Annotated in this window: 29 protein-coding genes; 25 read left to right on the top strand and 4 right to left on the bottom strand. The window is 58.0% G+C overall.

Translation table 11 applies throughout. The features are described from left to right. The 11 genes from G7007_RS20625 to G7007_RS20675 form a co-directional block, all read left to right on the top strand. The coding region (locus G7007_RS20625) for a phage late control D family protein (protein ID WP_258198640.1) at positions 1-602 on the top strand (602 nt) is incomplete at its 5' end. 33 nt (positions 603-635) lie between these two features. Further along, a complete protein-coding gene (locus G7007_RS20630; protein WP_181104800.1) occupies positions 636-1,181 on the top strand; it encodes a glycoside hydrolase family 19 protein in 546 nt (181 codons plus the stop codon). Then, positions 1,181-1,765 (top strand): lysis system i-spanin subunit Rz, encoded by a 585-nt coding sequence (locus G7007_RS20635; RefSeq protein ID WP_181104802.1) that lies wholly within the window; start codon positions 1,181-1,183, stop codon positions 1,763-1,765. Before G7007_RS20630 ends, G7007_RS20635 begins: the two co-directional genes overlap by 1 nt. A gap of 680 nt (positions 1,766-2,445) precedes the next feature. Then, entirely contained in the window at positions 2,446-3,357 is a 912-nt protein-coding gene (locus tag G7007_RS20640; protein ID WP_181104804.1) for a hypothetical protein, read from the top strand. 720 nt (positions 3,358-4,077) lie between these two features. Next, entirely contained in the window at positions 4,078-4,392 is a 315-nt protein-coding gene (locus G7007_RS20645) for a hypothetical protein (RefSeq protein WP_181104806.1), read from the top strand. A gap of 137 nt (positions 4,393-4,529) precedes the next feature. Beyond that, positions 4,530-4,943: a hypothetical protein gene (locus G7007_RS20650; protein ID WP_181104808.1), complete on the top strand. Its 414-nt coding sequence runs from the start codon at positions 4,530-4,532 to the stop codon at positions 4,941-4,943. Between the two features lie 120 nt (positions 4,944-5,063). After that, positions 5,064-5,765, top strand: coding sequence for a hypothetical protein (locus G7007_RS20655; RefSeq protein WP_181104810.1), 702 nt, complete (start codon positions 5,064-5,066; stop codon positions 5,763-5,765). Positions 5,766-5,776: 11 nt separating this feature from the next. After that, positions 5,777-6,349, top strand: coding sequence for a hypothetical protein (locus tag G7007_RS20660; protein WP_181104811.1), 573 nt, complete (start codon positions 5,777-5,779; stop codon positions 6,347-6,349). Positions 6,350-6,448: 99 nt separating this feature from the next. Beyond that, positions 6,449-6,694 carry a hypothetical protein gene (locus G7007_RS20665; protein ID WP_181104812.1) on the top strand — a complete coding sequence of 82 codons (246 nt, stop codon included), beginning with the start codon at positions 6,449-6,451 and terminating at the stop codon, positions 6,692-6,694. Positions 6,695-6,708: 14 nt separating this feature from the next. Next, on the top strand, positions 6,709-6,957 hold the full coding sequence (locus G7007_RS20670; RefSeq protein ID WP_181104813.1) for a hypothetical protein: 249 nt from the start codon (positions 6,709-6,711) through the stop codon (positions 6,955-6,957). A 445-nt stretch (positions 6,958-7,402) separates the two neighbouring features. Further along, positions 7,403-7,714: a helix-turn-helix domain-containing protein gene (locus G7007_RS20675; protein ID WP_181104814.1), complete on the top strand. Its 312-nt coding sequence runs from the start codon at positions 7,403-7,405 to the stop codon at positions 7,712-7,714. 21 nt (positions 7,715-7,735) lie between these two features. Here G7007_RS20675 and G7007_RS20680 read toward each other — a convergent pair whose 3' ends face one another. Beyond that, the gene (locus G7007_RS20680; protein WP_181104815.1) at positions 7,736-8,131 is read right to left on the bottom strand and encodes a type II toxin-antitoxin system RelE/ParE family toxin; all 396 of its coding nucleotides are present in this window, start codon (positions 8,129-8,131) and stop codon (positions 7,736-7,738) included. 712 nt (positions 8,132-8,843) lie between these two features. Between G7007_RS20680 and G7007_RS20685 the strand changes: the two genes are divergently transcribed. The 7 genes from G7007_RS20685 (at position 8,844) to G7007_RS20715 (ending at position 13,142) form a co-directional block, all read left to right on the top strand. Beyond that, on the top strand, positions 8,844-9,239 hold the full coding sequence (locus G7007_RS20685; protein ID WP_181104816.1) for a DUF6173 family protein: 396 nt from the start codon (positions 8,844-8,846) through the stop codon (positions 9,237-9,239). A 173-nt stretch (positions 9,240-9,412) separates the two neighbouring features. Then, positions 9,413-9,976, top strand: coding sequence for a recombinase family protein (locus tag G7007_RS20690; RefSeq protein ID WP_181104817.1), 564 nt, complete (start codon positions 9,413-9,415; stop codon positions 9,974-9,976). 235 nt (positions 9,977-10,211) lie between these two features. Beyond that, positions 10,212-10,781: a hypothetical protein gene (locus G7007_RS20695; RefSeq protein WP_181104818.1), complete on the top strand. Its 570-nt coding sequence runs from the start codon at positions 10,212-10,214 to the stop codon at positions 10,779-10,781. Further along, complete coding sequence (locus G7007_RS20700; RefSeq protein WP_181104820.1) at positions 10,778-10,966, top strand: hypothetical protein; 189 nt, start codon at positions 10,778-10,780, stop codon at positions 10,964-10,966. Before G7007_RS20695 ends, G7007_RS20700 begins: the two co-directional genes overlap by 4 nt. Before the next feature lie 38 nt (positions 10,967-11,004). Beyond that, entirely contained in the window at positions 11,005-11,208 is a 204-nt protein-coding gene (locus G7007_RS20705) for a hypothetical protein (RefSeq protein ID WP_308852320.1), read from the top strand. Between the two features lie 933 nt (positions 11,209-12,141). After that, positions 12,142-12,822, top strand: coding sequence for an AAA family ATPase (locus G7007_RS20710; protein WP_181104821.1), 681 nt, complete (start codon positions 12,142-12,144; stop codon positions 12,820-12,822). A gap of 50 nt (positions 12,823-12,872) precedes the next feature. Then, entirely contained in the window at positions 12,873-13,142 is a 270-nt protein-coding gene (locus G7007_RS20715; protein WP_181104822.1) for a hypothetical protein, read from the top strand. 87 nt (positions 13,143-13,229) lie between these two features. On the opposite strand, the gene G7007_RS20720 is transcribed toward G7007_RS20715, so the two are convergent. From G7007_RS20720 to G7007_RS20730, 3 genes are all read right to left on the bottom strand, one after another. Continuing rightward, positions 13,230-13,637 (bottom strand): LuxR C-terminal-related transcriptional regulator, encoded by a 408-nt coding sequence (locus G7007_RS20720; protein WP_181104823.1) that lies wholly within the window; start codon positions 13,635-13,637, stop codon positions 13,230-13,232. A gap of 28 nt (positions 13,638-13,665) precedes the next feature. Continuing rightward, positions 13,666-13,833, bottom strand: a complete 168-nt coding sequence (locus G7007_RS20725; RefSeq protein WP_181104824.1) for a hypothetical protein — start codon at positions 13,831-13,833, stop codon at positions 13,666-13,668. 294 nt (positions 13,834-14,127) lie between these two features. Next, positions 14,128-14,796: an XRE family transcriptional regulator gene (locus tag G7007_RS20730; protein ID WP_181104825.1), complete on the bottom strand. Its 669-nt coding sequence runs from the start codon at positions 14,794-14,796 to the stop codon at positions 14,128-14,130. Between the two features lie 395 nt (positions 14,797-15,191). Between G7007_RS20730 and G7007_RS20735 the strand changes: the two genes are divergently transcribed. The 7 genes from G7007_RS20735 to G7007_RS20765 form a co-directional block, all read left to right on the top strand. Beyond that, positions 15,192-15,767, top strand: a complete 576-nt coding sequence (locus tag G7007_RS20735; protein WP_181104826.1) for a hypothetical protein — start codon at positions 15,192-15,194, stop codon at positions 15,765-15,767. Beyond that, positions 15,764-16,168 (top strand): hypothetical protein, encoded by a 405-nt coding sequence (locus G7007_RS20740; protein ID WP_181104828.1) that lies wholly within the window; start codon positions 15,764-15,766, stop codon positions 16,166-16,168. Before G7007_RS20735 ends, G7007_RS20740 begins: the two co-directional genes overlap by 4 nt. Beyond that, entirely contained in the window at positions 16,168-16,602 is a 435-nt protein-coding gene (locus G7007_RS20745; RefSeq protein ID WP_181104829.1) for a hypothetical protein, read from the top strand. Before G7007_RS20740 ends, G7007_RS20745 begins: the two co-directional genes overlap by 1 nt. Continuing rightward, positions 16,599-16,862, top strand: coding sequence for a hypothetical protein (locus G7007_RS20750; protein ID WP_181104830.1), 264 nt, complete (start codon positions 16,599-16,601; stop codon positions 16,860-16,862). Before G7007_RS20745 ends, G7007_RS20750 begins: the two co-directional genes overlap by 4 nt. Positions 16,863-16,989: 127 nt before the next feature. Continuing rightward, entirely contained in the window at positions 16,990-18,315 is a 1,326-nt protein-coding gene (locus G7007_RS20755; protein WP_181104833.1) for a tyrosine-type recombinase/integrase, read from the top strand. Between the two features lie 435 nt (positions 18,316-18,750). After that, complete coding sequence (locus G7007_RS20760) at positions 18,751-19,068, top strand: phage holin, lambda family (RefSeq protein WP_027915051.1); 318 nt, start codon at positions 18,751-18,753, stop codon at positions 19,066-19,068. A gap of 117 nt (positions 19,069-19,185) precedes the next feature. Further along, the coding region (locus G7007_RS20765; protein WP_181104834.1) for a hypothetical protein at positions 19,186-19,435 on the top strand (250 nt) is incomplete at its 3' end.

Genomic DNA, 19,435 nt, shown 5'->3' on the forward strand with positions numbered 1-19,435 from the left:
TTAACTTCATCACCCGCCTGGCCAAGCAATACGACTGCACCGCCAAGGTGGCCGAAGGCAAGCTGCTGGTCATGCCGCGTCAGGGCGGGCAGAGCACCACCGGCAAGGCCATGTCGGTGGTGACGATAAACAAGACCGACGTGAATCGGTACCAATTCCGGCTTGGCGATCGCAGCACGCAGAAGGCGGTGAAGACCCAGCACCAAGACCAGAAGACTGGAAAGCTGCAGGTGGTCGAGCTGGGCAACGACGACGCCCCGGACAGCCTGCCGCCGGTGCATACCGATCGGCACGTCTACCCCAACAAGACCGCCGCCCAGCAGGCCGCAAAGGCGCGCTTGGCAGCGTTCAACCGCAGCACCGCCAGCGTGCGCCTGGAGATGCCTGGACGCACTGATCTGTTCGCCGAACGCTCGATCAACGCCCAGGGGTTCAAGCCTGGCTTGGACGGCGAGTACCTGGTGGATGGGGTAGAGCAGGTGTTCACCCAGTCCGGGTGGGCCACGACCGTGGAGTGCAACGGCGGCAAGAAGGGCAAGGCGAAAGCCAAAGGCAAAAAGACCAAGAAAACCGACAAGCCGCTTCGTGTGGTGCAGGTGTAACGCGGGGCCATGCCCCCTATCTGGAGAAGCAAGATGACCATCACCGTTCGACAGCTACAGCAGATTTTCCCCAACGCCGGCCGCAACGCCGGCGTTTTTGTTCCTGCGCTCAATGCGGCCATGGGCAAATGGGGCATCGTCACCAGACTGCGCCGCGCGGCCTTCCTGGCCCAGGTCGGGCACGAGTCTGGGCAGTTCCGCTACGTGCGCGAGCTGGGCAGTGACAAGTACCTGTCCAAGTACGACACCGGCCCCCTGGCCGCGCGCCTGGGCAACACGCCCGAGGCTGACGGCGACGGGCAGAAGTATCGCGGCCACGGCCTGATCCAGATCACTGGGCGCGACAACCACGCGCGCTGCGGTGAGGCCCTGGGCCTGGATCTGCTCAACCACCCCGAACTGCTCGAGCAGCCAGAGCATGCGGCGAACTCGGCGGCCTGGTTCTGGCACAAGGAGGGGCTGAACAGCTTGGCCGACAAGGGGGCTTTCGTGACCATCACCAAGCGGATCAATGGAGGTACCAACGGCTTGGAGGAACGTGAGGCGTTCTATAAGGCCGCGCTGCAGGTGCTGCAGTGATGGGCCTGAACTGGCGGTTGGCGATCCTGGTACTGCTGCTGGGCCTGTACGTCGGTGGTCGGGGCGCCTGGCTCTGGCAGGACAATGAGTATGGGCGACAGCTGGCCAGCAAGAGCCGCGAGCTGGCCGACATGGAGCGCCAGTCTGCCCAGCGGCAGGCCAGCGCTGTCTCGAAGGTCCTGGAGCAGGTACAGCAGCAACAAGCCAAGCGCGGGGCGCTCGAGCAGCGCCTACAGGCGCAAGACCAACTTCACCACAAGGAACTCACCCATGCTCAAAACGAGCGCGATCGCCTGCGTGACAGGCTTGCTACTGCTGACCTGCGGCTGTCAGTCCTACTCAACGCCGGCGCCGGTTCCCCCGCAGGTGGTAACGGTGGGCTGCGAGCCGCCGCCGGCGCCGGCGGCGTGGTTCATGGAGCCACGCGAGCCGAACTTGACCCAGCGCATGCTCAACGAATTATCGGCATCACCGGCGACGGCGACGACGGATTAAGAGCGCTGCAGGCCTGTCAGGCTTATGTGTTGGAGGCCACGCGTGGTCAGGTGCGAGTAAGTGGACCGGGTTCGGATGCAGGGCCATAGGTCATTGATATAAGGTCATTTACAGATTGGACCGGATCCAATCGATCTGTACTATACCTGTATGAGTATCCAGTAAAAAAGGTTCGGGATATCATGCAGCCCAAGCCGATAGCCGTAGGAGCGCCCCACCTTTGTCCACACAAGCCAACTCGAATCCTTTGATTCAGGACGATTCCGCGTCTACTATCGACGCGATATGCCATTCTCTGGAGTGGTTCCTAGACCTGAAAGGTAAAAGCGACGATGCTGACCCCGGCGAGGTGCTGTACCTGCAGGGGGTGCTGCTAGCGATACGTGCTGTCCGAAAGGTGTAGGAGTTACACAAATAGTGGACTAGAAGAGGCAGGCGCGATATCCTGCCCCGCGTTACCGGCTCAAAAGAGGCCGGAGCGCTGTAAGAAGAAGAGACAAACGGAATTTAGGCAGGCTTAAAAAGAAAAACCCCGCAGGACTGGCATCCTCGGGGCTTTTAGATCGGAGCAACCAAATAGGTTCTCGACCGGACAAGGTGAGAGTCTATGCGCTGATCATGTTTTAAGCAAGCCCCATACTTGGGGAAACATGATGTTTGGCAAGGCCTCCCAGACGGGCTGCGCGCTGGTTTCGCGCACCCGTAGCAGGCCCGAAGTCTATCGGGCCATCGTGACGCGTCACGCGCACCGTTTCGGCGGGGTGAGCGCATGAAGCTCGCGCCTGCTCCTAAACCTGTACGCGCCGTCCTGGCCACCTCGGTACGAGGTGCGCAGTTCAATGGACTGGCCAGTATCCCGCCCAAGGCAGTCAAGCGTCGTCGTCCAGTCGGCACCGTCGACCGTTCGCAGCACCCCCGGCGCCTTCGTGGTCTTTCCGACAAGCAAAAATTTGCCTTCGATGGCCTGCTGTCCAAGGCAGAAGAACGCATCCAGGAAGAGGCCAAGCAGCGGCAAGCGCGCTGGCTGCGCCGTATGGATTGCCTAAGCCCTGCAGGCTATCGCACCTATCAGCAGAAGTGGGACAGCCTGGCACGTATAGCGGGGCCGCTCCTGGCCCGGCTCGATCTGTCGACCATGGTGCTCGGGTACTACCAGAACGGTGAGTATCGCCTGAACCGTCAGCGCGGCCTGTCCGAGGACTCTGGCGTCAATGAGTGGACGGTTTCGCGCCTGCTCAGCGACTTGGAGGTGGCCAAGTACATTCGTCGCAAGCAGCGGCGGATCTTCCACAATGGCAAGCAGTGGATCACTCGCACGACCATTAACGTGCGCGCTCAATTCTTCATCGACCTAGGCCTTGGCCACCTGCTCGCCCAGGCGCGCAGCGCGATGAAAGCCAAGCTCAAGAAGGTCACTGCGCAGGACACGGCTGCAGCCAAGGCCGAAGCGCTGGCCGATCAGGCCCGAGCCAAGGACCGCAGGAGCGCGCACGAAGACGCCAAGCGCTCGCGGCGTGAGCATGAGCAACGCACGAAGAAGCAGGCCGACGACACCTACCGCGACAGCTACATGCGTGCTTGGACCGAGTTCGTGGTGAAGACTGGGCTACGCGGTCTCCAGGCGTCCGTAGAGTTCTGCAGGCTTTACCCGCACTTCCGAATCCACCCCGACAGCCGTTAGGCCCACGTCCACCTTGCACCGCGTCCTGCGGTGCTTTCGCACGTCCGTGCAAAAGACTTCCCTCAACAAACCCCCTCCAGCCTCCTAAATCCGCTCCAAATCACCCCACCTGGCCATCGAGTTGTGCGCCTGTGCCCTGCTTTCACCTGCCGTGCCCTGCAGCGCGCTCGAGGTGGCCATGCAGTGAATTGAACAAGTGCAAAACATGCCGTGCACTGGTACCGCAGGAGCTAAAGCAGTGCCCTTAAAGCGCATGAAGCGTGCCATGTGTATAACTACCCCCCCTAAGACAATGATGCCTGAGCCACTTCGCGCCTGGAGGCGCGGGCTCAGAGGTAAAGCCTCTGCGCTGGTACCGCCGCCATTCCCCTGTAAGGCGCCTTCCAGTCGCTGTGGGCCGTGCAACGGCCAATCAAACAGGCATCACCACACAACGGCCCTTCGCTTCTTCACGCGCCGGCCTACGGCCCTGCAGGTCGCGCATTGCGCTCCGGTAATCAGGAAAGGGGGTGCGGTTCGTACTATTTGCCTCTCCTGGCCGCCTGTGGTGACTTCCTAGAGGCGTTCACTAGAACTCCAGGCCATCGGCGCGGTAGGCCTGCACGTAGCTTCTTGGGCGTGCCTGCGCCTTCGTGGGCGATTGACTGTCAATCCGCTGCGCCGGTAGAGTCGTCAGCAAGGTCGGGCATCCGCCAAGACCGCACACCGGAGCTTCATCCGATGACCAAGCAAGCCACGCACGTGGTCGCTTTGAAGGCGGCCTTTTCTCAAGCGTTCGACCGTCGGGCGAACGTTCGCTACACCGGGCCAAGAGCCGCAGGCTGTCTCAAGTTTTCCGTTCCCTCCCTCGCCGAGCAAGAGCACCCCGACCGTGCCCTGCTGGTTCGCATTGGCGCCTGGCTGGAATCTGAGGGGTTCTATCAGTGCCACGATCATTTCCGGCAAGGCCTGCTGTCAGGCCCTTCGGGCTGGACATGCTGGCAGGATGGTTTCGCTGTCCTGGTGCGCCATTACCCTGTGCGGGGTGAGTCATGAATTGACGATGAATTGACGGCGTTTTAATGTCTCGCCCCTCGGGGCGCGATCGCGGCCCAGCATTACGCGCAAGGCGCGCCAATCGGCGCGCTTTGCCGTTCTAGGCCGGTGCGACCGGCCCAGCATAGGAGGCTTGAATGTTCGCACTGAGGTACCACGACGGATCACGTATGGAGTTGCCGGCCCCTGACCTTGGGGAGGCAATGCGTGCGCTGGTCCGCGAGGGTGCGGCCAGTCTTGAGATTGAGGGCGAGCCGATGCGTGTCCTGGAGCGATCGGTGGCTGTTGCCGAACTGGGACTGTCCAGGCCGGGGCTGCTCGATACCTATTCCGCCAACTGGCAGCCGCCGACCACGGACGAGTTCCGCGAAGCCATGCGCGTCGGCAAGCTGACAGGCAGCACGGCCGGGCGCTTGCTCGGTGTGCGGCCGGAGAAGATCCGCAAGTGGGCAGGCGGCAACGGTAATGACATTCCCTATGCCGTGTGGCGGATTTTGACCGTGTACTGCCGACTGGTAGCGCCTGACTTTGCAGAGGCATCCGAAAGATAGCTTAAGGATATTTAATTGCATCCTCATAGGTATCTTTAAGATACCTCTGAGGTATTGACAGTCTGCTGCGGACCGACATAAAGTTAGCCCCATGGTGCAACGCCCTGGGAGAGATTGGCCGTGCTCGAGACAAAGGAAGAACAAGCCACATTCGGTTTCTACGACTTGCCGCAAGGCATGCTTGCGCAGCTGGAAGCAGCCGCTCCGGTACCTGCTGACGAGGAGTCCGAAGGGCCACTTTCTCCTGCAGCGCGGCAGCGTCGGCACCGTCAAAGACTCAAGCAGCAGCGCGAAGCCGAGGGCCTCAAGACTCTCAACCTAACCCTGGATGAGCGCATGTGGCTGGCTCAGGGAGTTATGACACGTGAGGCAGTTCGCGAGCTTGAGCAAGGCGCATGCGATTACACTGCGCAGATGACAGACGCCTTGTTGCGCAAGCTGTGCCCGGAGCAGCCTGAGAAATGGGTGAACGCTGCAGAACGGATCCAGCGCCGCGCTGTGTTGGGTGTGCGTGGCCGCCTAGAGCGTGCCGAAGCAAGCCTGCAGCGGGTGAATGAAATGCGGCAGGCATTCTTTGACGAGCAGGATATGCTCAAAGCGCAGCTGCGCGAGCAGGTGACAGAGGCGGCGAAGTTGCGTGCCGAGGTCGAGAAGAACCGCGATGAATACGCTCTGACACTCAAGGAGCGCGGCGCTGCCTGGGATGACAACGCGCGGCTGCGTGCCGAGAACGAAAGCCTGCAGCGTGTGAACACTCGGCTGCAGGCGCAGCTGGCCGAAATGGCGGCCGAGCTAACCGACATCCTCCAAAAGTCGACGTAAGGTTGGTATCTATGGACGATCGGGAATATCAGGCACTGCGGCTCTATGGCCTCGAATGCCAGATGCAGCGCGGCGAGCATCTGCAGGCAGGTGGTGAGGCAATTCTGCGCGAATACCGGAGCCTCAAGGCGTCCCACGGCAAAGGCCTTCGACGCGGCAAGCGTGATCATTCAGAGGTGGACCGCGCGATGCTCGAGCACCTGGCCAGCCAGCCATGCCAGGCCTGCGGCGGGGAGCTGAAACAGACGCGCTCAGGTTCGTTGCGAGCGCGCTGCCTGGCTTGCGATGAGCGCTGGGACTTTCAGCCTGCCGATACAAACCATGCCGATCCGGTCGATCAGTCGCTGTACTGCCGCGAGTGCAACGTGTTGTTCAGTCATTCCAAGAACGATATCAGGCAGGACTCGGGGTGCGGTCTCTGTCTGCTGTGCCTGGAGAGCATCAACGTCGAGCTGCTGGAAGGTGAAGCGCTCGAGCGCAAGCAGCTGTGGCTGAGGCTCAACAAACGACCTTCGAGTCTTGCAGCGCCGCCGGCGCAGCCCGGCGGTCGTGCACAGCTGCCTGGAAGCAAGCCTGAAAACTGATTCGAGAGCGTTACGCGTAACGAAAAGATACCTCTCGGCAATCCCTTGGGTTGCCCGAAGGTGGTACAACGCTTTTCAGCCACCAAAAATGAGCCTGTCATGTCCCGTCTGACTCCTCAAACCGGTGCCCTCGAAGCTGTATTCGCCAAAGCTGCAGCGTTGCTTCCAGCTGACTCTCTTGCCCTGGAAGTGCTCGAGGACGCATTCCACGCAGAGGCTCGTGCTGGCCGTCTGGATCTGCCCCGCTTTCGTGGTTACTTGCAGGGGTTGGCCTGCTGCGACGCGGTACCCTATGAGGATTATTGCGAAATGGACGCGCAGCTGGTGCGCGCCTTTGCACGTTAAGGAGAGATCGCTGCATGAGTAAATGTCAGGCCCATGCTGGCTGCGTTATCTATTGCGAGACGCCGGAACAGGTTGCCGCTGGTCGCTGCGAATACTGCCTGGAATTTGAGCACGGGAGCGAGGCAATGCGTCTGCGCATGGCTGCGATTGTAGCAGCAGCCACTGAGTTGCTGGACCAATTGGACGCTTTGGCTGCTGAGGAGGAGCCGTCTGCAGGACAACGTGCAGGTATGGAGCGGCTGCGTGAGACCTTAGCTGCGTGAAATGTTATCCCTTCTTGAAATAGGTGAGTCCTGCTTTCCGCTATCCCCAGCGGATCAGCCGACCTGAGTGCGGTTATGTGTGTCGTTGACAGGTACAAGGTCGTTCGACCTTGTTAGAAGGCGTGCTGGGTGTGAGCACACCCAGATGATAGCCGGACCGACTGCAAATGCTGGGGTTTGCGCCTTGAGCTACGATAGTAGCGTTTTGTCCCTCCTAGAACCGTGTAAAGCCTCTGAAACCACCAGATGTGGCCTCAATTGGCACTGAAACACACTAAAAATCACTATAGTGCTTGCATGATTTATCAAAAATGATAAGAATATGGCTTAGCAGGTGAGCGTTAGTAACGCCCTGCCTCCCCGGCGTAAAGCTGGCATCGTGCGGCGTACAGTCGCGCATTACCTCACACATTAGTCACCTCCACCGTACCGGAGGAAGTATGAGATGAATCAAAACCTATACGAGACCTTCACGTCAGATCCTGTTGAATACAATATGAAGCACCTGAAAACCCAGCTTTTCATGTCGCTGATTGTGCTCATCAGGCAAAAAGGCTGGTCGCAAGCGGATGCGGCTAAGGAGCTGCACGTCAGCGCTCCGCGCATGAGCAATTTGTTCAAGGGCCACCTAGAAAAATTCTCAATCGACACGCTGCTAGAAATGCTAGTGCGGGTCGGCTTCAAGCTGGAAACTGATTTCACTCCCGACCAGTCCGAGCAGCCTTTGCGCATGACACTAAAAAAGGCGATGCTGTGAAAGCCATCGCCTTAAACTAGATTACCGCTTTGCTTTACCCTTACCTGCGTTCGTCTGGCGCAGGGCTTTCAAGCGTTCCTCTACAACGTTAGCGATTTGGCGATCGCTGCCGTTGGTGGTTTTCTCCGTAGCGTGAAGCACTACGATTTTGCCCGGGACCTCAGTGGTGTAGATCACCCGATACCCCGGGCTACCCTTTTTGATCAGCTCGTACACGCCATGACCCAAGGATGTCAAAGCCTTGGTATCGCATAAAGGCACCATCCTGTTCAAGATGAAGCCGAGATTCAGCGTGAAACGGTCCCGGTGGCGTTCGGGTAGGTCCCCGAATTCTTTTTGCGCGCGCTTTGACTGGTAGGCCAGCTCGAGCGGTGCGTTAGCGGGAGTATTGGATGCTGCGGATTGGTTTTCGCTCATATATTGCCTCTCTATAGACGATGAATTTATTTAGGATTTGCATTTCAGAAGCCCTCTCGGCTGATTTTTCCCGGTCTCATACCGGAAAATTTTACGGACCTGAGTTGCACAGGTCCTACATGATCATTACAAAAAATGATAAGAGATGCAACTTTTAATTGCTGGAACTGTCGAAATTTCTCATGCCCTTGACGGAAGGGTTTGCTTGCTTATCAGGCGCTTGGCGCCAAGCTTGCTCAAGCCAGCGGCGGATTGCGTTAAAGGCTGAAAGACATGCGGAGTACAGAATCCTTCGATCAACCAGCGCCATGGCGGTGCTGACTATAGCGATTTGGCCAAATCGTTGATCCGGTCAAGCCTCTCCTACCCTCTAGCTACTACAACCCTGCTCTGACCTCGATTCTGCCAGGAGCTGCCTCCGTATGAGTTCTCCTGAGCCGATTCAGCGTGCACGGAACCTATATGCCGTGGCGAAGGGCATGTTAGAGCCTCTACGCGTCTCATGAAGCCATCGATCACTGTGCGCCTTCGAGCGCTAAAGTTTGGTTGACAAGGCCTTGACCTTGAAGCTTTGTATTACAAGATCGGTCACCTGCCATCGGCGTCGGCCCTCAAAAATTTTGGCGGTAAACCAGCGAGAAAGTCGCTGGCTTACCGTGGCCCTATTACACTGATGGCTCCTCTGCCATCTTCAGAGATAGGGACATACAGAATGACCTCACCTTACGACCTCATCCGCGAATACAACCGCCCACCGATCATGGATGTCGCTGATCATAACCATGCCAGTGAGTTTTACTGGCGGCTTGTACAGTGGATCAATGATTTTCACAGGGAGCTGGAGGACGAATATGAGGTGGGGGGGCAGCTGGTCAATTTTGGTAGCGAAATCACCTTTTCGTTCACTGATCTCACCTATTGGAACCCTTCACTAATCGGGTTCTATGGCACCAAATCTGATGGCTCACCAGTGAAGCTTATCCAACACGTTAGCCAGATCAACGTCCTGCTGGTTCGACAGAAACGTGCTCAACCAGAAGAACCGAAACGTCCCATTGGGTTTGCCAGCTGGGAGGAGTACGAAAAGGAGGTAGCTGATAAGGGCTAGCGCGATCTCTCTACGTTGCCCGCTTCGCTCCACTGTCTGTTTAGCCGTGCTTGTCGCTTTAATCCTAAATTATGCGACAAGACAGCCTAGCTACGATCTGCTGGCCTCAATATGTCGCATAAGTCTGTCGCAAGTGTTATATCATTTGCGACAAATTATGCGACGGGTGCCACATGCACAATTCAGGTCAGCTCATTGGGTACGCAAGGGTTTCAACACAAGGCCAAGATCTAGAACAACAACGTATGACCTTGGGTCAAAACGGCTGCCAGCGGATCTTCGAAGAAAAAATCAGCGGAGCCAAACGAGACCGTCCAGAACTGAGTAGGCTACTCGATCATTTGCGACCAGGTGACGTGCTGATCGTGACTCGGTTGGATCGCTTGGCAAGATCAACGACGGACCTTTTGCACATAGCTGAAAGGCTCAAGGAGATAGGTGCGGGCCTTCGCTCATTAGCCGAACCTTGGGCTGATACCACTTCACCAGCCGGCCGCATGGTCCTAACGATATTTGCCGGAATTGCTGACTTCGAGCGCTCGTTGATCAGTGAGCGTACCAGTGCTGGTCGAGCTGCTGCAAAAGCCAAAGGTGTTCGATTCGGGCCAAAACCTGTTCTGACTTCCGAACAGGTAGCTCATGCGCGACGGATGATCGAGGAAGGCCAATCGGTAGCAGGGGTTGCACGTCTACTGGGCGTACATCGATCCACGCTATATCGCGCTCTACCTCAATAGGCGGAGCGGGTGCTATGTTAAATGGAGGCCCCCAGGCGAGTAGAAGCCGGGGGCCTTTTTTTGTGCCCGGAATTCCCATTTATAGTTAAAATGGGTATCCACTTTTAGGTAAAGTGGTTTTAGAGCAGTCCTGCCCATTACGCCGCGTCGGCACGTCTGCAGGAGCCACCACGACGAGGCCCGGCCGTCGATGCTTTATATACCACCCCATTTCAATGCACGGAGCTTTCCACCGATGACTCGTTCGACTTCTGCCGCTTCACCTGCAGCAATCCTCCCGATCAGCGCGCTGTGCTTGCCTGAGCGCCTGGCTGCGCATGCCGAGCTATTGCGTCGAGACATCGAGCGCGCAGGCCCTGCGTTGCTGGAAAGCCGTGAGACCCTGGCCCAGGGTTTCGCCCAGGGCCTACAGGTGGCCAAGGCCATTACCACCAACGAGTGCGAGGTGTTGCAACGTATCTATGCCGGCACGGCCGAGCAGCGCCGATCGCAGCCGGATCGTCCATTGGACGACCTGGTCCTGCCGAAAATCAGCGTCGAAGGCCGCGACCTGGTGATTCGTATCGACACGGACACCCTGCTGCATTCGGTGACCATGGCCGACAGTTGGCCAGCCGACTATAAAGGCCAATCGATGGCCACGATCGTCGATCGGCCGCTGTTCGTACAGGAGATCGTCGACCAGTTGCAGTGCGAGGACGAGCAGGGCGCAACGCCGGTACACCGGCTGTTTGATGAAGCTGCCGACGAAGCGATGAATGCCGGCAGCCAGGCGGTTGAGATCCGAGAAGAGGACGACGAATGACCCCGGCCCAGCGCATTACCCTGCAGCAGCTGCAGCAGGAAGGTTTTCACCTGGTGCTCGAGGCGAGAGAAGTGGTCCGCGTGACGCGTAACGGTGATAATCGGGTGATCATGCGTGACGGCAGCCAACGGCGCGGCCATCACGTTGACCCGGCCCAGGCCGGTCATCACTCACCAAGGGGTTAGGTTTGGCGCGATCGGCGTATCTGGAGGGGGATCTGGCTTTGCTTGTCGAAAGCCAGGCGGCGCGCGAGTTTCTAGTGCAGCGTACCGAGGACGGCGAGCGCTGGCAGCTGTCGGTACGCCGTGGCCTCAAATGGGTACCAGTGCGCTCCAAGCGAGAAAGTCCGCGGACCTGGGCCAGCCTCGACACGCTCGAGCGGTTCGCGCGTAGCATTGGCATCACGGCATTGACGATCGAGTTATGAACCGAGCGCTTGGGGTTGCAAATTGCAACTCTCTTTCGCCGCGCGTTACGCGATCCTGCGCGCACAAAAAAGCCGCCTTGAGGGGGCGGCTTTTCATGCCCATTGCGCTTGAGAGGCGCTCTGGTGACGTACTGTGTATCTCGACGGATCCGACTATAGCGGCTCAATAATCACTATGGCAAGGCCCCCAGAATTGCTGGACCGTTGCTCAAATACGGTTAACGGCCTCATCACTATCGTTGAGTGTAATTAACGCTGATTCTCCGCTGTTCACCAAACCTTTGTTTACTTCTGTAAACATATGATTTTCCTGCACGTTCGAGGCAGGTACGTACACCTTTCAGCAGGAATGAACGGATGAAAAATCAGTTTGATTTTGCAAACGCTTGAAAAAGACCGTTCGTCTAATAGTCCTTAATCGCGACGAAAAACTTTCTCCAAGGCTTCGGCCTTCATTCTGGTTGGTGTATAAACAACCCATCCAGGCTGAACCTGGTCCTTGCATTCACAGGGGAGCCTGTGCCGGCATGCAAGCAATCTAGAATTTTGGCGTACTGTGTATCTCGACAAATGATCACAGTAGCAGCATGCCCTAGCCGGTAAGGGGAATGTCACGCCAAGGTTCGCTTCAACAGGACCCCATCCTTATGGATTGGCTACGACTTGCTGTACGCGTATGGAAGATTGTATGTGATGCCTCGGGCGTGGTTCGCGCTATCCGATCGTTTATCTGGATATACGACTACTTCAAAGGCCCCGACATCGAGTAACACATGCCCCGCCACTCGGCGGGGTTTTTTTGTCTTGAGGTTGCCAGTGGCATGTCTGCAGCTTTTGTGCGGTGCTGGCCTTTAAGGTACCCTAAAGGTTGACTAAAGGTTTCATTAAGATACCATAGGGATATCTCTACGATACCTCTAAGGATGCTTGAGAATGTCCATTACCCTACTTGGCCACACCAAGGGTGGAGAAGGAAAAACCACCGTGGCAGTGCAGCTTGCCTTCTCGCTTGCCGAGCAGGGCAAGGATGTCTTGCTGGTCAACGGTGACCGTCAACGATCGGCCAACCGTGCCGTAGAGCGTCACACTGATGCCGGTACCCAGCCGCCGGTAACGTTTGCCCATTACCCGGAAGGTAAGGACCTGTCGACGCAGGTGCTGCGTCTTCGTGAGAAGTTCGACGAGGTAGTGATAGATGCCGGCGGCCGCGACAGTTCTGCCCTGCGTGCGGCCATGCTCATTGCCGACGTGATGATCATTCCTGTGACCCCGGCGACCTTTGGTTCGGACGCTATCGAGGACGAGCTGCTGCCGCTGATTCATGACGTGCAGACGCTGCGAGGTGACAACCCCCTGCCGATCTACTCTTTCCTCAACAAAGCGCAGCCATTGCGCAGGCATCCGGTGACCAAGGAGCTGGTCGATCCGGCCGACAACGTCGCGACAGACGCCTACCTGCAGTCGATTGAAGAGGTGCAACACCTGGGCGCGCGACTGGTCGAACGGAACGCAATCGGAGACGCTGCCGCGCTGGGTGTGAGCACCAAGTGCTACCGGCCACGTGATGTGCAGGCCATAGCGGAGTTGGATGCGCTGATGTCGGTCGTGTTCTAATAGCTCCAACACCTAAAAGCTATCTAAAAGCTATCCCGGAGATACCCAAAATGGCCGTTGCCAATCGCGTGACCCGTGCCCAACCCCAGGCTTCCGATCCTCTGGCTGACCCGGCTAAATCCAAGCTCGTTGAGCAGGCACCGGACGGCCGCGTGTCTGCTCAGAAAGATACCCTCCAGAAGATCAGTCTCAATTTCGAAACCGACTTCCTGGCTGAGGTAGACGAGAAGCGAAAAGCGCTCGGGCTTACTCGCCCTGCCATCATCAAGCTGGCCTTGCGCAACCTGTTCAAGAACGGCATCACTGTAGGTGGTGAGTAGACCCTAGAGGTATCCGCCAGATACACGAAAGCCCGCTGCAAGGTGCCCTGCAGCGGGCTTTTTTGTGTGGATTTGGGAGGTGACGGGTCACGCTGCCAGTAGAGGACGCCCACCGCTTGTAGAAGGTGCAGTCTTCACCAGACGCGCTACTTCAACCACGTTGCGAGGTCGACGGTTGAACCGCTGTCGCAGCAGATCGTGGTCGGCCTCGAGCACAGCAGCAAGGCATAGAAAAACGGCCAACGCGCGCGGTACCAGAACGCCCAGGGCAAATCCGCGCGTGATCATGTGTGGCTTGTTCTTGGCGCCGAGCTTAGCTTGCAGGCTGTGCTCTACCACTTTCAGGGCTGATTCACTCATGCCCATATTCGCTGCCAGCACACGGTTAGGCAGGCCGTCAGCCAGGCCTACCAGTGCTGCAAGCTCAGCGCAGCTTAGGGCTTGGCCAGGTAGGCCGATCACGTCTTCGCCGGTGATCTCTTTAAACGCTGTCACGGTTCGCATCCTTGCATGACTGGCTGATTTACTCGGAGATCCGAATGCCAAGCTCCTGGAGGGCTTCGTACAGCTCGAGTGCCAAACTGCCAATGTGTTCGTTGTGCATCTCGGTGTAGTCGCCTTGCTCTGCGCAGTGCTCGGTGATGGTGTAGATCGAGAATGCCTTGGCACTGGTCTTCTTGAGGCGGGCCATGATCTCGCACCGCTCCGTTATGGCCATCAATTCCTTGTGTCGTTCCACCAGTTGGGAGGGTCTGGGCGCAGGCTGTGCGCTTGCACCAATGAGCTTCACGGCGTCATCCGCACCGCTCTGAGGCTCATCGTGTTGGGGGGATTTTGCATCGAGGGAGGTAATGCTGCCGTGCTGCATAGGGTGGTATCCGTCCGCCGTTCCTGATATGGGCGGAACTATACACTTTAAGTGTAATATGAGCCATCAAAAAAGCCCCATTGAGGGGCTTTGGCGGGACTTAGGGTGGCTGAATTGCTATCGGCTGTGGCCTATATGGCATATTCGTCCGACGACATCGAGCTTCTGGAATGCCTCGGCACTTAGGGTCTGCTCGGGGTAGGCTTTGGAATCTTCGGCAGTGACGACATAAGAGCCATCCAGTTGCTGGGTGATCCAGCGTACCCAAATGTCCTGGCCAACCACGATAGCGAACAGGTCTCGGCCTTGAACCTTGGTGGTGGTCTGATCGACCAATAAGGAGTCGTCTTTACGGATCAGGGGTTCCATGCTTGTGTCGAGCTGGTAAATCGACAGCATGCGATTGCGGTTCAGGTTGCGCTTTTTCAGGTAGTCGACATGGAAGGCCATGTCGTTCGAGGTCTGCATGACCGGCAGGTTCTCACCAGTGCCTGTTACGATGTGCAAGGCGTTTGCGGTCAAGTAATTCGCGGTCAAAATGCTTTCGCTGTCACTTGCCGAGTAGCCCTGGAGCCAGCTCGGTGACACCTCATAAAGCTCTGCCAGTTTGATCACCATCGGTTGCTTTGGCGCCCGGATGGCGTTTTCCCAATTGGAGTACCGCGACAAGCTGATGTCAGTCTTGGCCAGTGCGGACAGTCGATCTGCCGCTTGCTGCTGTACCCAGCCCCGTCTAATACGACACTGTCGCAAGCGGTCGGCAATTATGACTTTCAGGTCTGACATGCTTTCTCTCTCTAGCGGTCGCAGGTTGGTCCGGCGCCGTAACGGTGTCCATTCCATTATAAGCTAACAGGCATGATACACAATAAGTGGAACCTCTACACCGTTCCTGCTTGATTGGACAGTCACTTTGGACATAACATTACACAAATAGTGTAATGGAACACTTAATGTGAATCTGAATGACTGGATTGAGAGCAAAGGGCCTGGAAAGGTCGGCTGCAGCGCCGTGGCCTCTTTGCTGGGTGAAAAGCAGCGCACCGTCTATGCCTGGTACCGCAAGGAGCGTGCGCCTTGCCTTCGTTCCGCTTGCAATATCGTCCGGAAGTCCTCCGGTGCAGTCGACTACAACGGCATTTTCCGGCCTTTGGAGTCGACCCTTGAATCTAGGCTGACTCATGCAGTGGGTTAAGCTGCCTGTCGGCTTATCCGGCACTGCCGTGGCTCGCAAGGTCGAGCAGCGGTTTGGACTGGTTGGCTATGCGCGACTGTTGAAGGTCATCGAGGCTTGGGCCGTCAGTCGTGACGCCTCCCTGGGCGTCGTCGAGCTGTCTATTGAAGATTGGCAAAGCCAGCTGCAGGCCTCGCCGGTCGACGTGAAAGGGTTCTTCAACTACTTGGCCGCAGCTAGCTGGGTGATCTGGAAAGAGGCGTCCCCCGGATCGTTACGGGTAACGCTGCGGCACTGCATCGACTGGATACCTGACGCCGAGCTGGGCCTATACGCTAAGCCCGAGCAGTGGGCTGCCTGGGCACAAAGCGAACTTGGGCTGTCGCCGTCTGATGCGCTGGACCCCTACATCTTTGGGTTCTTCCGCCACTGGTGTGCCTCCAACGTGACTGTCAACGATGCGATGGAGGCCCTGACAAGCCGCCTCGAGCGCAATATGAGCATTGCCCCTGCCGATCTGCACGACGAGCTGATCAACCAGCGTCGGCAGCGGCTGCAGCGTGCCAAGGAACAGCTTTCATGATCATCGGGCTGGCCGGCGGTTCTGCAGCGGACCGCCGGGCATTTGCCAAACGCCTGCAATCCATCGAACGCGGTCCCCAGTTGTGGGAATGGTCTGTAACTGCCCCGAATGAGACCCGTGCCGCGTCTCTAGCCGCTTACCTGCAGGGCCAGCACCGATTACGCCGTCAACGCGGGAAGGTGCAGGGCTTGTTGTATACCCACGTGCTGCTCGAGGAAGAGGCCCAGGCGCTGCGCAGTGCCGGCGGTGTGATTTGGCATGTGCGCGGCTACCCGTCGCAGCATGTGAGAAACCGGCACGGCGACCTGCAGGTGACAAGCGCCGACGACGGCGACGAGTACACCCTGGGGCCTGCTGAGGCCCTATCAGAACTTCTTCTGCAACGTCGGGAGCGTGCGTAGTGCGTCGGGGTAATGATGCGCTCAGTGAGCTGATCGAGCGATGGGCGCGCTGGCTGGTAGCAGACGGTCCTGAAGGCAGTATTCCAGGTGCCGGCGGTTCCGTCCTGGCCCGCTGGATGGATTGCAAGGGCGACATGATCTGGGGCAGTGGCCGACCTATTCAGGGACCGCAGGAGTCGATCGAGCGCCGTGTGGAAATGGTGTTGTACGAGCTGGCCAAGCGGGACCAGCTTGCGGTCGACGTGCTTCGTCTTGAGTACGCCGCCCGGTGGTCAGAGGTTGCTCACCGACGTGGCTGGAAAGGTTACCAAGGCCCTCAAGGCAAGACCCAACTTGACCATGCGCTGCTGCTAGGCGTCAGCCTCCGAACTTACAAAGGGCGCCTGGCCATGGTCCGGGCAAAAATCAAAGAAAAACTAGGAGTAGAACCATGAATTACTCGACACTGCGAAAGGTGGAGCTCTCGGTAGCGCAGCAGAATTGTCGCCCTGGATACTATCGCGATGCTGCCCACGCACTGCTGCTGCACGTTCGTGAACTGCAAGGTTTTATCAGTGACCTGGTTGAGCACCTCGACCGACCAGGTCCTTGCCCGGAGAAGACCGCTGAATATTACCAAGTGGCTGCACAGGCCAGGGCACTAGTCCGACAGTTCGATATCCCTAAGCACGGCATAATCTACGATATGCCTTAGAGATAGTTCAAAGGTGTCGCAATGACACCTTTTAGATACCTATAAGATACCTAATGGTGCGAAGTGGCTCCCGTGCGTTTGCCTTGGGACGGCTTTGTGCTGCGTGCGTATTGGGAGTATGCAGTAGATGAATCAATCCCCAAGAACCCATGTCGCAACTATCTCGGAAGCAGTCATCAAGCGGGTGGCCAGCGATGGGGGGGTGCGTGACCTACGCGACCTTAAGCGTCCCGTCCTGCTGCGTTACCGTAGCCGCAGGGAGCGGGCCAGCTGGTACCTGCGTCTGTACCGAAACGGCAAGAGCGATTGGCACAAGGTTGGTAATTGGCCTGAGATATCGGCAGCGGCATTGTTCGAGCGTCTACCTGAGTTGCTGACCTCGGCAGCTATCGAGCCAGATCAGAAACTGAGACCGCTAGGCGCTTGGCAGACCACTGGCGAGTTGTTGACCTGGTACCGCGATCGCGTGGCCAAGGACGCCAACTTGTCTGCTGGTCGGCGTACCAATGTTGCCTCGATCATCAATCGGCACTTGCTGCCGTGCTTGGGTGAGGTTCACCTAGCCAAGCTGACGCGTGCTGTGGTCGATGAAAGTCTTATCCAGCGCATCCAGGCAGGTTTGAAACTCTCCTATGTCGCCCAGGTTTTCGCTGTTCTACCTGCAGCGTTGTGTCAGGCCCTGGATCTACGCCTGATCGAATCCAACCCTCTGGCAGGGATGCAGTTCAGCCAGTTCATCAAGAGTCCCATTTTGCCGAGAGAAGCAGCATTGCGGCCGGGAAACCTCAGAGCAGTGCTGGCATCGCTGGGTGAACAGATCAGCATAGAGCCAGAGGGTGTTGCCTTGGCGTTGCTGATGCTGTGCTGCGGTACGCGGATCGGTGAGACCCGGCAAGCGCGTTGGTCCCGTATTGATCTGCTGCAGCGCCGTGAGTGGTTCATTCCGCTGCGTGAGACCAAGACCAAGCACGGCGATCACCTGGTGGCTTTGACGAATCAGCTGTGCGCCTTCCTCCAGCATTACCGCGACTGGCAGGTGAGCGGTGGGTATGAGGGGGACTATCTGTTTCCGCACCGACGCGGCCGAGGTCGACGACCCCTGTCCAAGCGTGAAGCCTCGGCCCTGTTCCAGCGTCTCAGCACCAGCGAGTGGGTAAGTCATGATCTGCGCAAGGTCGCAGCGACAGGGTGGGCCAATCTCGATATCAATCCGCTGGTGATCGAGTTCCTGCAGAACCACAAGCTGGGCAAGGCCACAGCCGCTTACATCCAAACCGTGCTCGGCCCGCTTCGACGTGAGGCCCTAGAGCGCTGGCATGCCCAGCTCGACGCCGTGGGCTTCCTCGGTTTCCACTCGGGCGCCTCTCCTTTTGCGTGCGTGACCGTTACGCGACAGAAAAAAAACCACAAACCCGCCGACACCACGCCTCAAGCGGGCTGGCTGTCTTTTTAAGCCCCAATGACAGGGGATGAGGTTAGAACCACGGAAATGCCTCGGGGTAAGCTGATGGTCGGTCCGGGGAGGTCGCAGGGCACAGGCCTGGCCATGGTTCGCCGAGGCATCTAGTCGTCCAGTTCGATGCTGGGCAGAGGAAGGCAGTAGGCCGCAGGCGGCTGCGGCCAGTTGGTTTAGTTGGGGTTTCTAGCCCGCCCAGGTTGCTGTATCGAGGAGAGCAAGTCAGCCAGATACACGTTATGTGTATCTGATACACAAATTGCTTGATTTGCTTTGCACTTTCTTCTACCTTGTTGCCTAGCGTGGCGTTATAGCGATCACGGCGCAGCACCATGTTGAACTGACCCCTGATAGTCCCCTCAGCCTCCGGCCTCACAGCCGGGGGCTTTTTTACGTCTTTCTCCCGCTCGGGAGGCCATCGAGATGCACAAAATGCCCCCCGAAAAGGATCCGACCTTCTGGGTCATGCTTGCGGCCGCCTTGCGTGACCACGGCATGCCCGCCGCTTTGGCCACCATCCTCAGTTACCTGCGCATTCTCTACGACGACAAAGAACCCCGCTGGGATCGCCGCCTGCTCGAGGCTGCTCTGGGTGGTGTGCTGGTTTTCATGGTCGGCATCGGCGCGGAAAAGTTCGGCATGACCGGCGGCTACGCCTATGCAGTCGCTGGCTTCGTCGGTGTGCTCGGCGTTGAGCAGGTCCGCCAGTTGGGCCGCCAATGGGCCAGCCGCAAGGTTGATTCGCAATGATCGCCCGGCCGCTTCTGGCTGTTGTCGTCGCCTTTGTGGCGTTTGCGCTGCAGGGGCATATGAATTCCTACGAATCGGCCGCTTCCCTGGCCGCCACTCCCTATAGCGAGGCCTGCAATGAGCAATTCCGTCATTCTTAATTCGAGCCTGGTAGTCCGTCTGGAGGACCTCAGCAATCTAAAGGTCCAAGGGCAGCGGTTGGCAGTCGAGCTTCGCGGGTCTAAACGAGTGGACGAAAACGCACTCGAGCGCGCAATGATCGCCTTTCAGCGGGCAGTGGGTCAGCTCGAAGGCGTCATCATGGGCAAGTCGCATCACGATGCAGCCCTGGAAGCCTCGAGTCATTCTGCATGCGTTGAACTGGTCT

The organism is Pseudomonas entomophila (assembly GCF_013523125.1).
GTDB classification, from domain to species: domain Bacteria; phylum Pseudomonadota; class Gammaproteobacteria; order Pseudomonadales; family Pseudomonadaceae; genus Aquipseudomonas; species Aquipseudomonas entomophila_B.

Excerpts from the sequence above, each read along its gene's own strand:
- G7007_RS20630 (WP_181104800.1), top strand. The coding sequence starts at position 636 with ATGACCATCACCGTTCGACAGCTACAGCAGATTTTCCCCAACGCCGGC.
- G7007_RS20635 (WP_181104802.1), top strand. The coding sequence starts at position 1,181 with ATGGGCCTGAACTGGCGGTTGGCGATCCTGGTACTGCTGCTGGGCCTG.
- G7007_RS20640 (WP_181104804.1), top strand. The coding sequence starts at position 2,446 with ATGAAGCTCGCGCCTGCTCCTAAACCTGTACGCGCCGTCCTGGCCACC.
- G7007_RS20645 (WP_181104806.1), top strand. The coding sequence starts at position 4,078 with ATGACCAAGCAAGCCACGCACGTGGTCGCTTTGAAGGCGGCCTTTTCT.
- G7007_RS20650 (WP_181104808.1), top strand. The coding sequence starts at position 4,530 with ATGTTCGCACTGAGGTACCACGACGGATCACGTATGGAGTTGCCGGCC.
- G7007_RS20660 (WP_181104811.1), top strand. The coding sequence starts at position 5,777 with ATGGACGATCGGGAATATCAGGCACTGCGGCTCTATGGCCTCGAATGC.
- G7007_RS20665 (WP_181104812.1), top strand. The coding sequence starts at position 6,449 with ATGTCCCGTCTGACTCCTCAAACCGGTGCCCTCGAAGCTGTATTCGCC.
- G7007_RS20670 (WP_181104813.1), top strand. The coding sequence starts at position 6,709 with ATGAGTAAATGTCAGGCCCATGCTGGCTGCGTTATCTATTGCGAGACG.
- G7007_RS20675 (WP_181104814.1), top strand. The coding sequence starts at position 7,403 with ATGAATCAAAACCTATACGAGACCTTCACGTCAGATCCTGTTGAATAC.
- G7007_RS20680 (WP_181104815.1), bottom strand. The coding sequence starts at position 8,131 with ATGAGCGAAAACCAATCCGCAGCATCCAATACTCCCGCTAACGCACCG.
- G7007_RS20685 (WP_181104816.1), top strand. The coding sequence starts at position 8,844 with ATGACCTCACCTTACGACCTCATCCGCGAATACAACCGCCCACCGATC.
- G7007_RS20690 (WP_181104817.1), top strand. The coding sequence starts at position 9,413 with ATGCACAATTCAGGTCAGCTCATTGGGTACGCAAGGGTTTCAACACAA.
- G7007_RS20695 (WP_181104818.1), top strand. The coding sequence starts at position 10,212 with ATGACTCGTTCGACTTCTGCCGCTTCACCTGCAGCAATCCTCCCGATC.
- G7007_RS20700 (WP_181104820.1), top strand. The coding sequence starts at position 10,778 with ATGACCCCGGCCCAGCGCATTACCCTGCAGCAGCTGCAGCAGGAAGGT.
- G7007_RS20710 (WP_181104821.1), top strand. The coding sequence starts at position 12,142 with ATGTCCATTACCCTACTTGGCCACACCAAGGGTGGAGAAGGAAAAACC.
- G7007_RS20715 (WP_181104822.1), top strand. The coding sequence starts at position 12,873 with ATGGCCGTTGCCAATCGCGTGACCCGTGCCCAACCCCAGGCTTCCGAT.
- G7007_RS20725 (WP_181104824.1), bottom strand. The coding sequence starts at position 13,833 with ATGGCCCGCCTCAAGAAGACCAGTGCCAAGGCATTCTCGATCTACACC.
- G7007_RS20730 (WP_181104825.1), bottom strand. The coding sequence starts at position 14,796 with ATGTCAGACCTGAAAGTCATAATTGCCGACCGCTTGCGACAGTGTCGT.
- G7007_RS20735 (WP_181104826.1), top strand. The coding sequence starts at position 15,192 with ATGCAGTGGGTTAAGCTGCCTGTCGGCTTATCCGGCACTGCCGTGGCT.
- G7007_RS20740 (WP_181104828.1), top strand. The coding sequence starts at position 15,764 with ATGATCATCGGGCTGGCCGGCGGTTCTGCAGCGGACCGCCGGGCATTT.
- G7007_RS20750 (WP_181104830.1), top strand. The coding sequence starts at position 16,599 with ATGAATTACTCGACACTGCGAAAGGTGGAGCTCTCGGTAGCGCAGCAG.
- G7007_RS20755 (WP_181104833.1), top strand. The coding sequence starts at position 16,990 with ATGAATCAATCCCCAAGAACCCATGTCGCAACTATCTCGGAAGCAGTC.
- G7007_RS20760 (WP_027915051.1), top strand. The coding sequence starts at position 18,751 with ATGCCCCCCGAAAAGGATCCGACCTTCTGGGTCATGCTTGCGGCCGCC.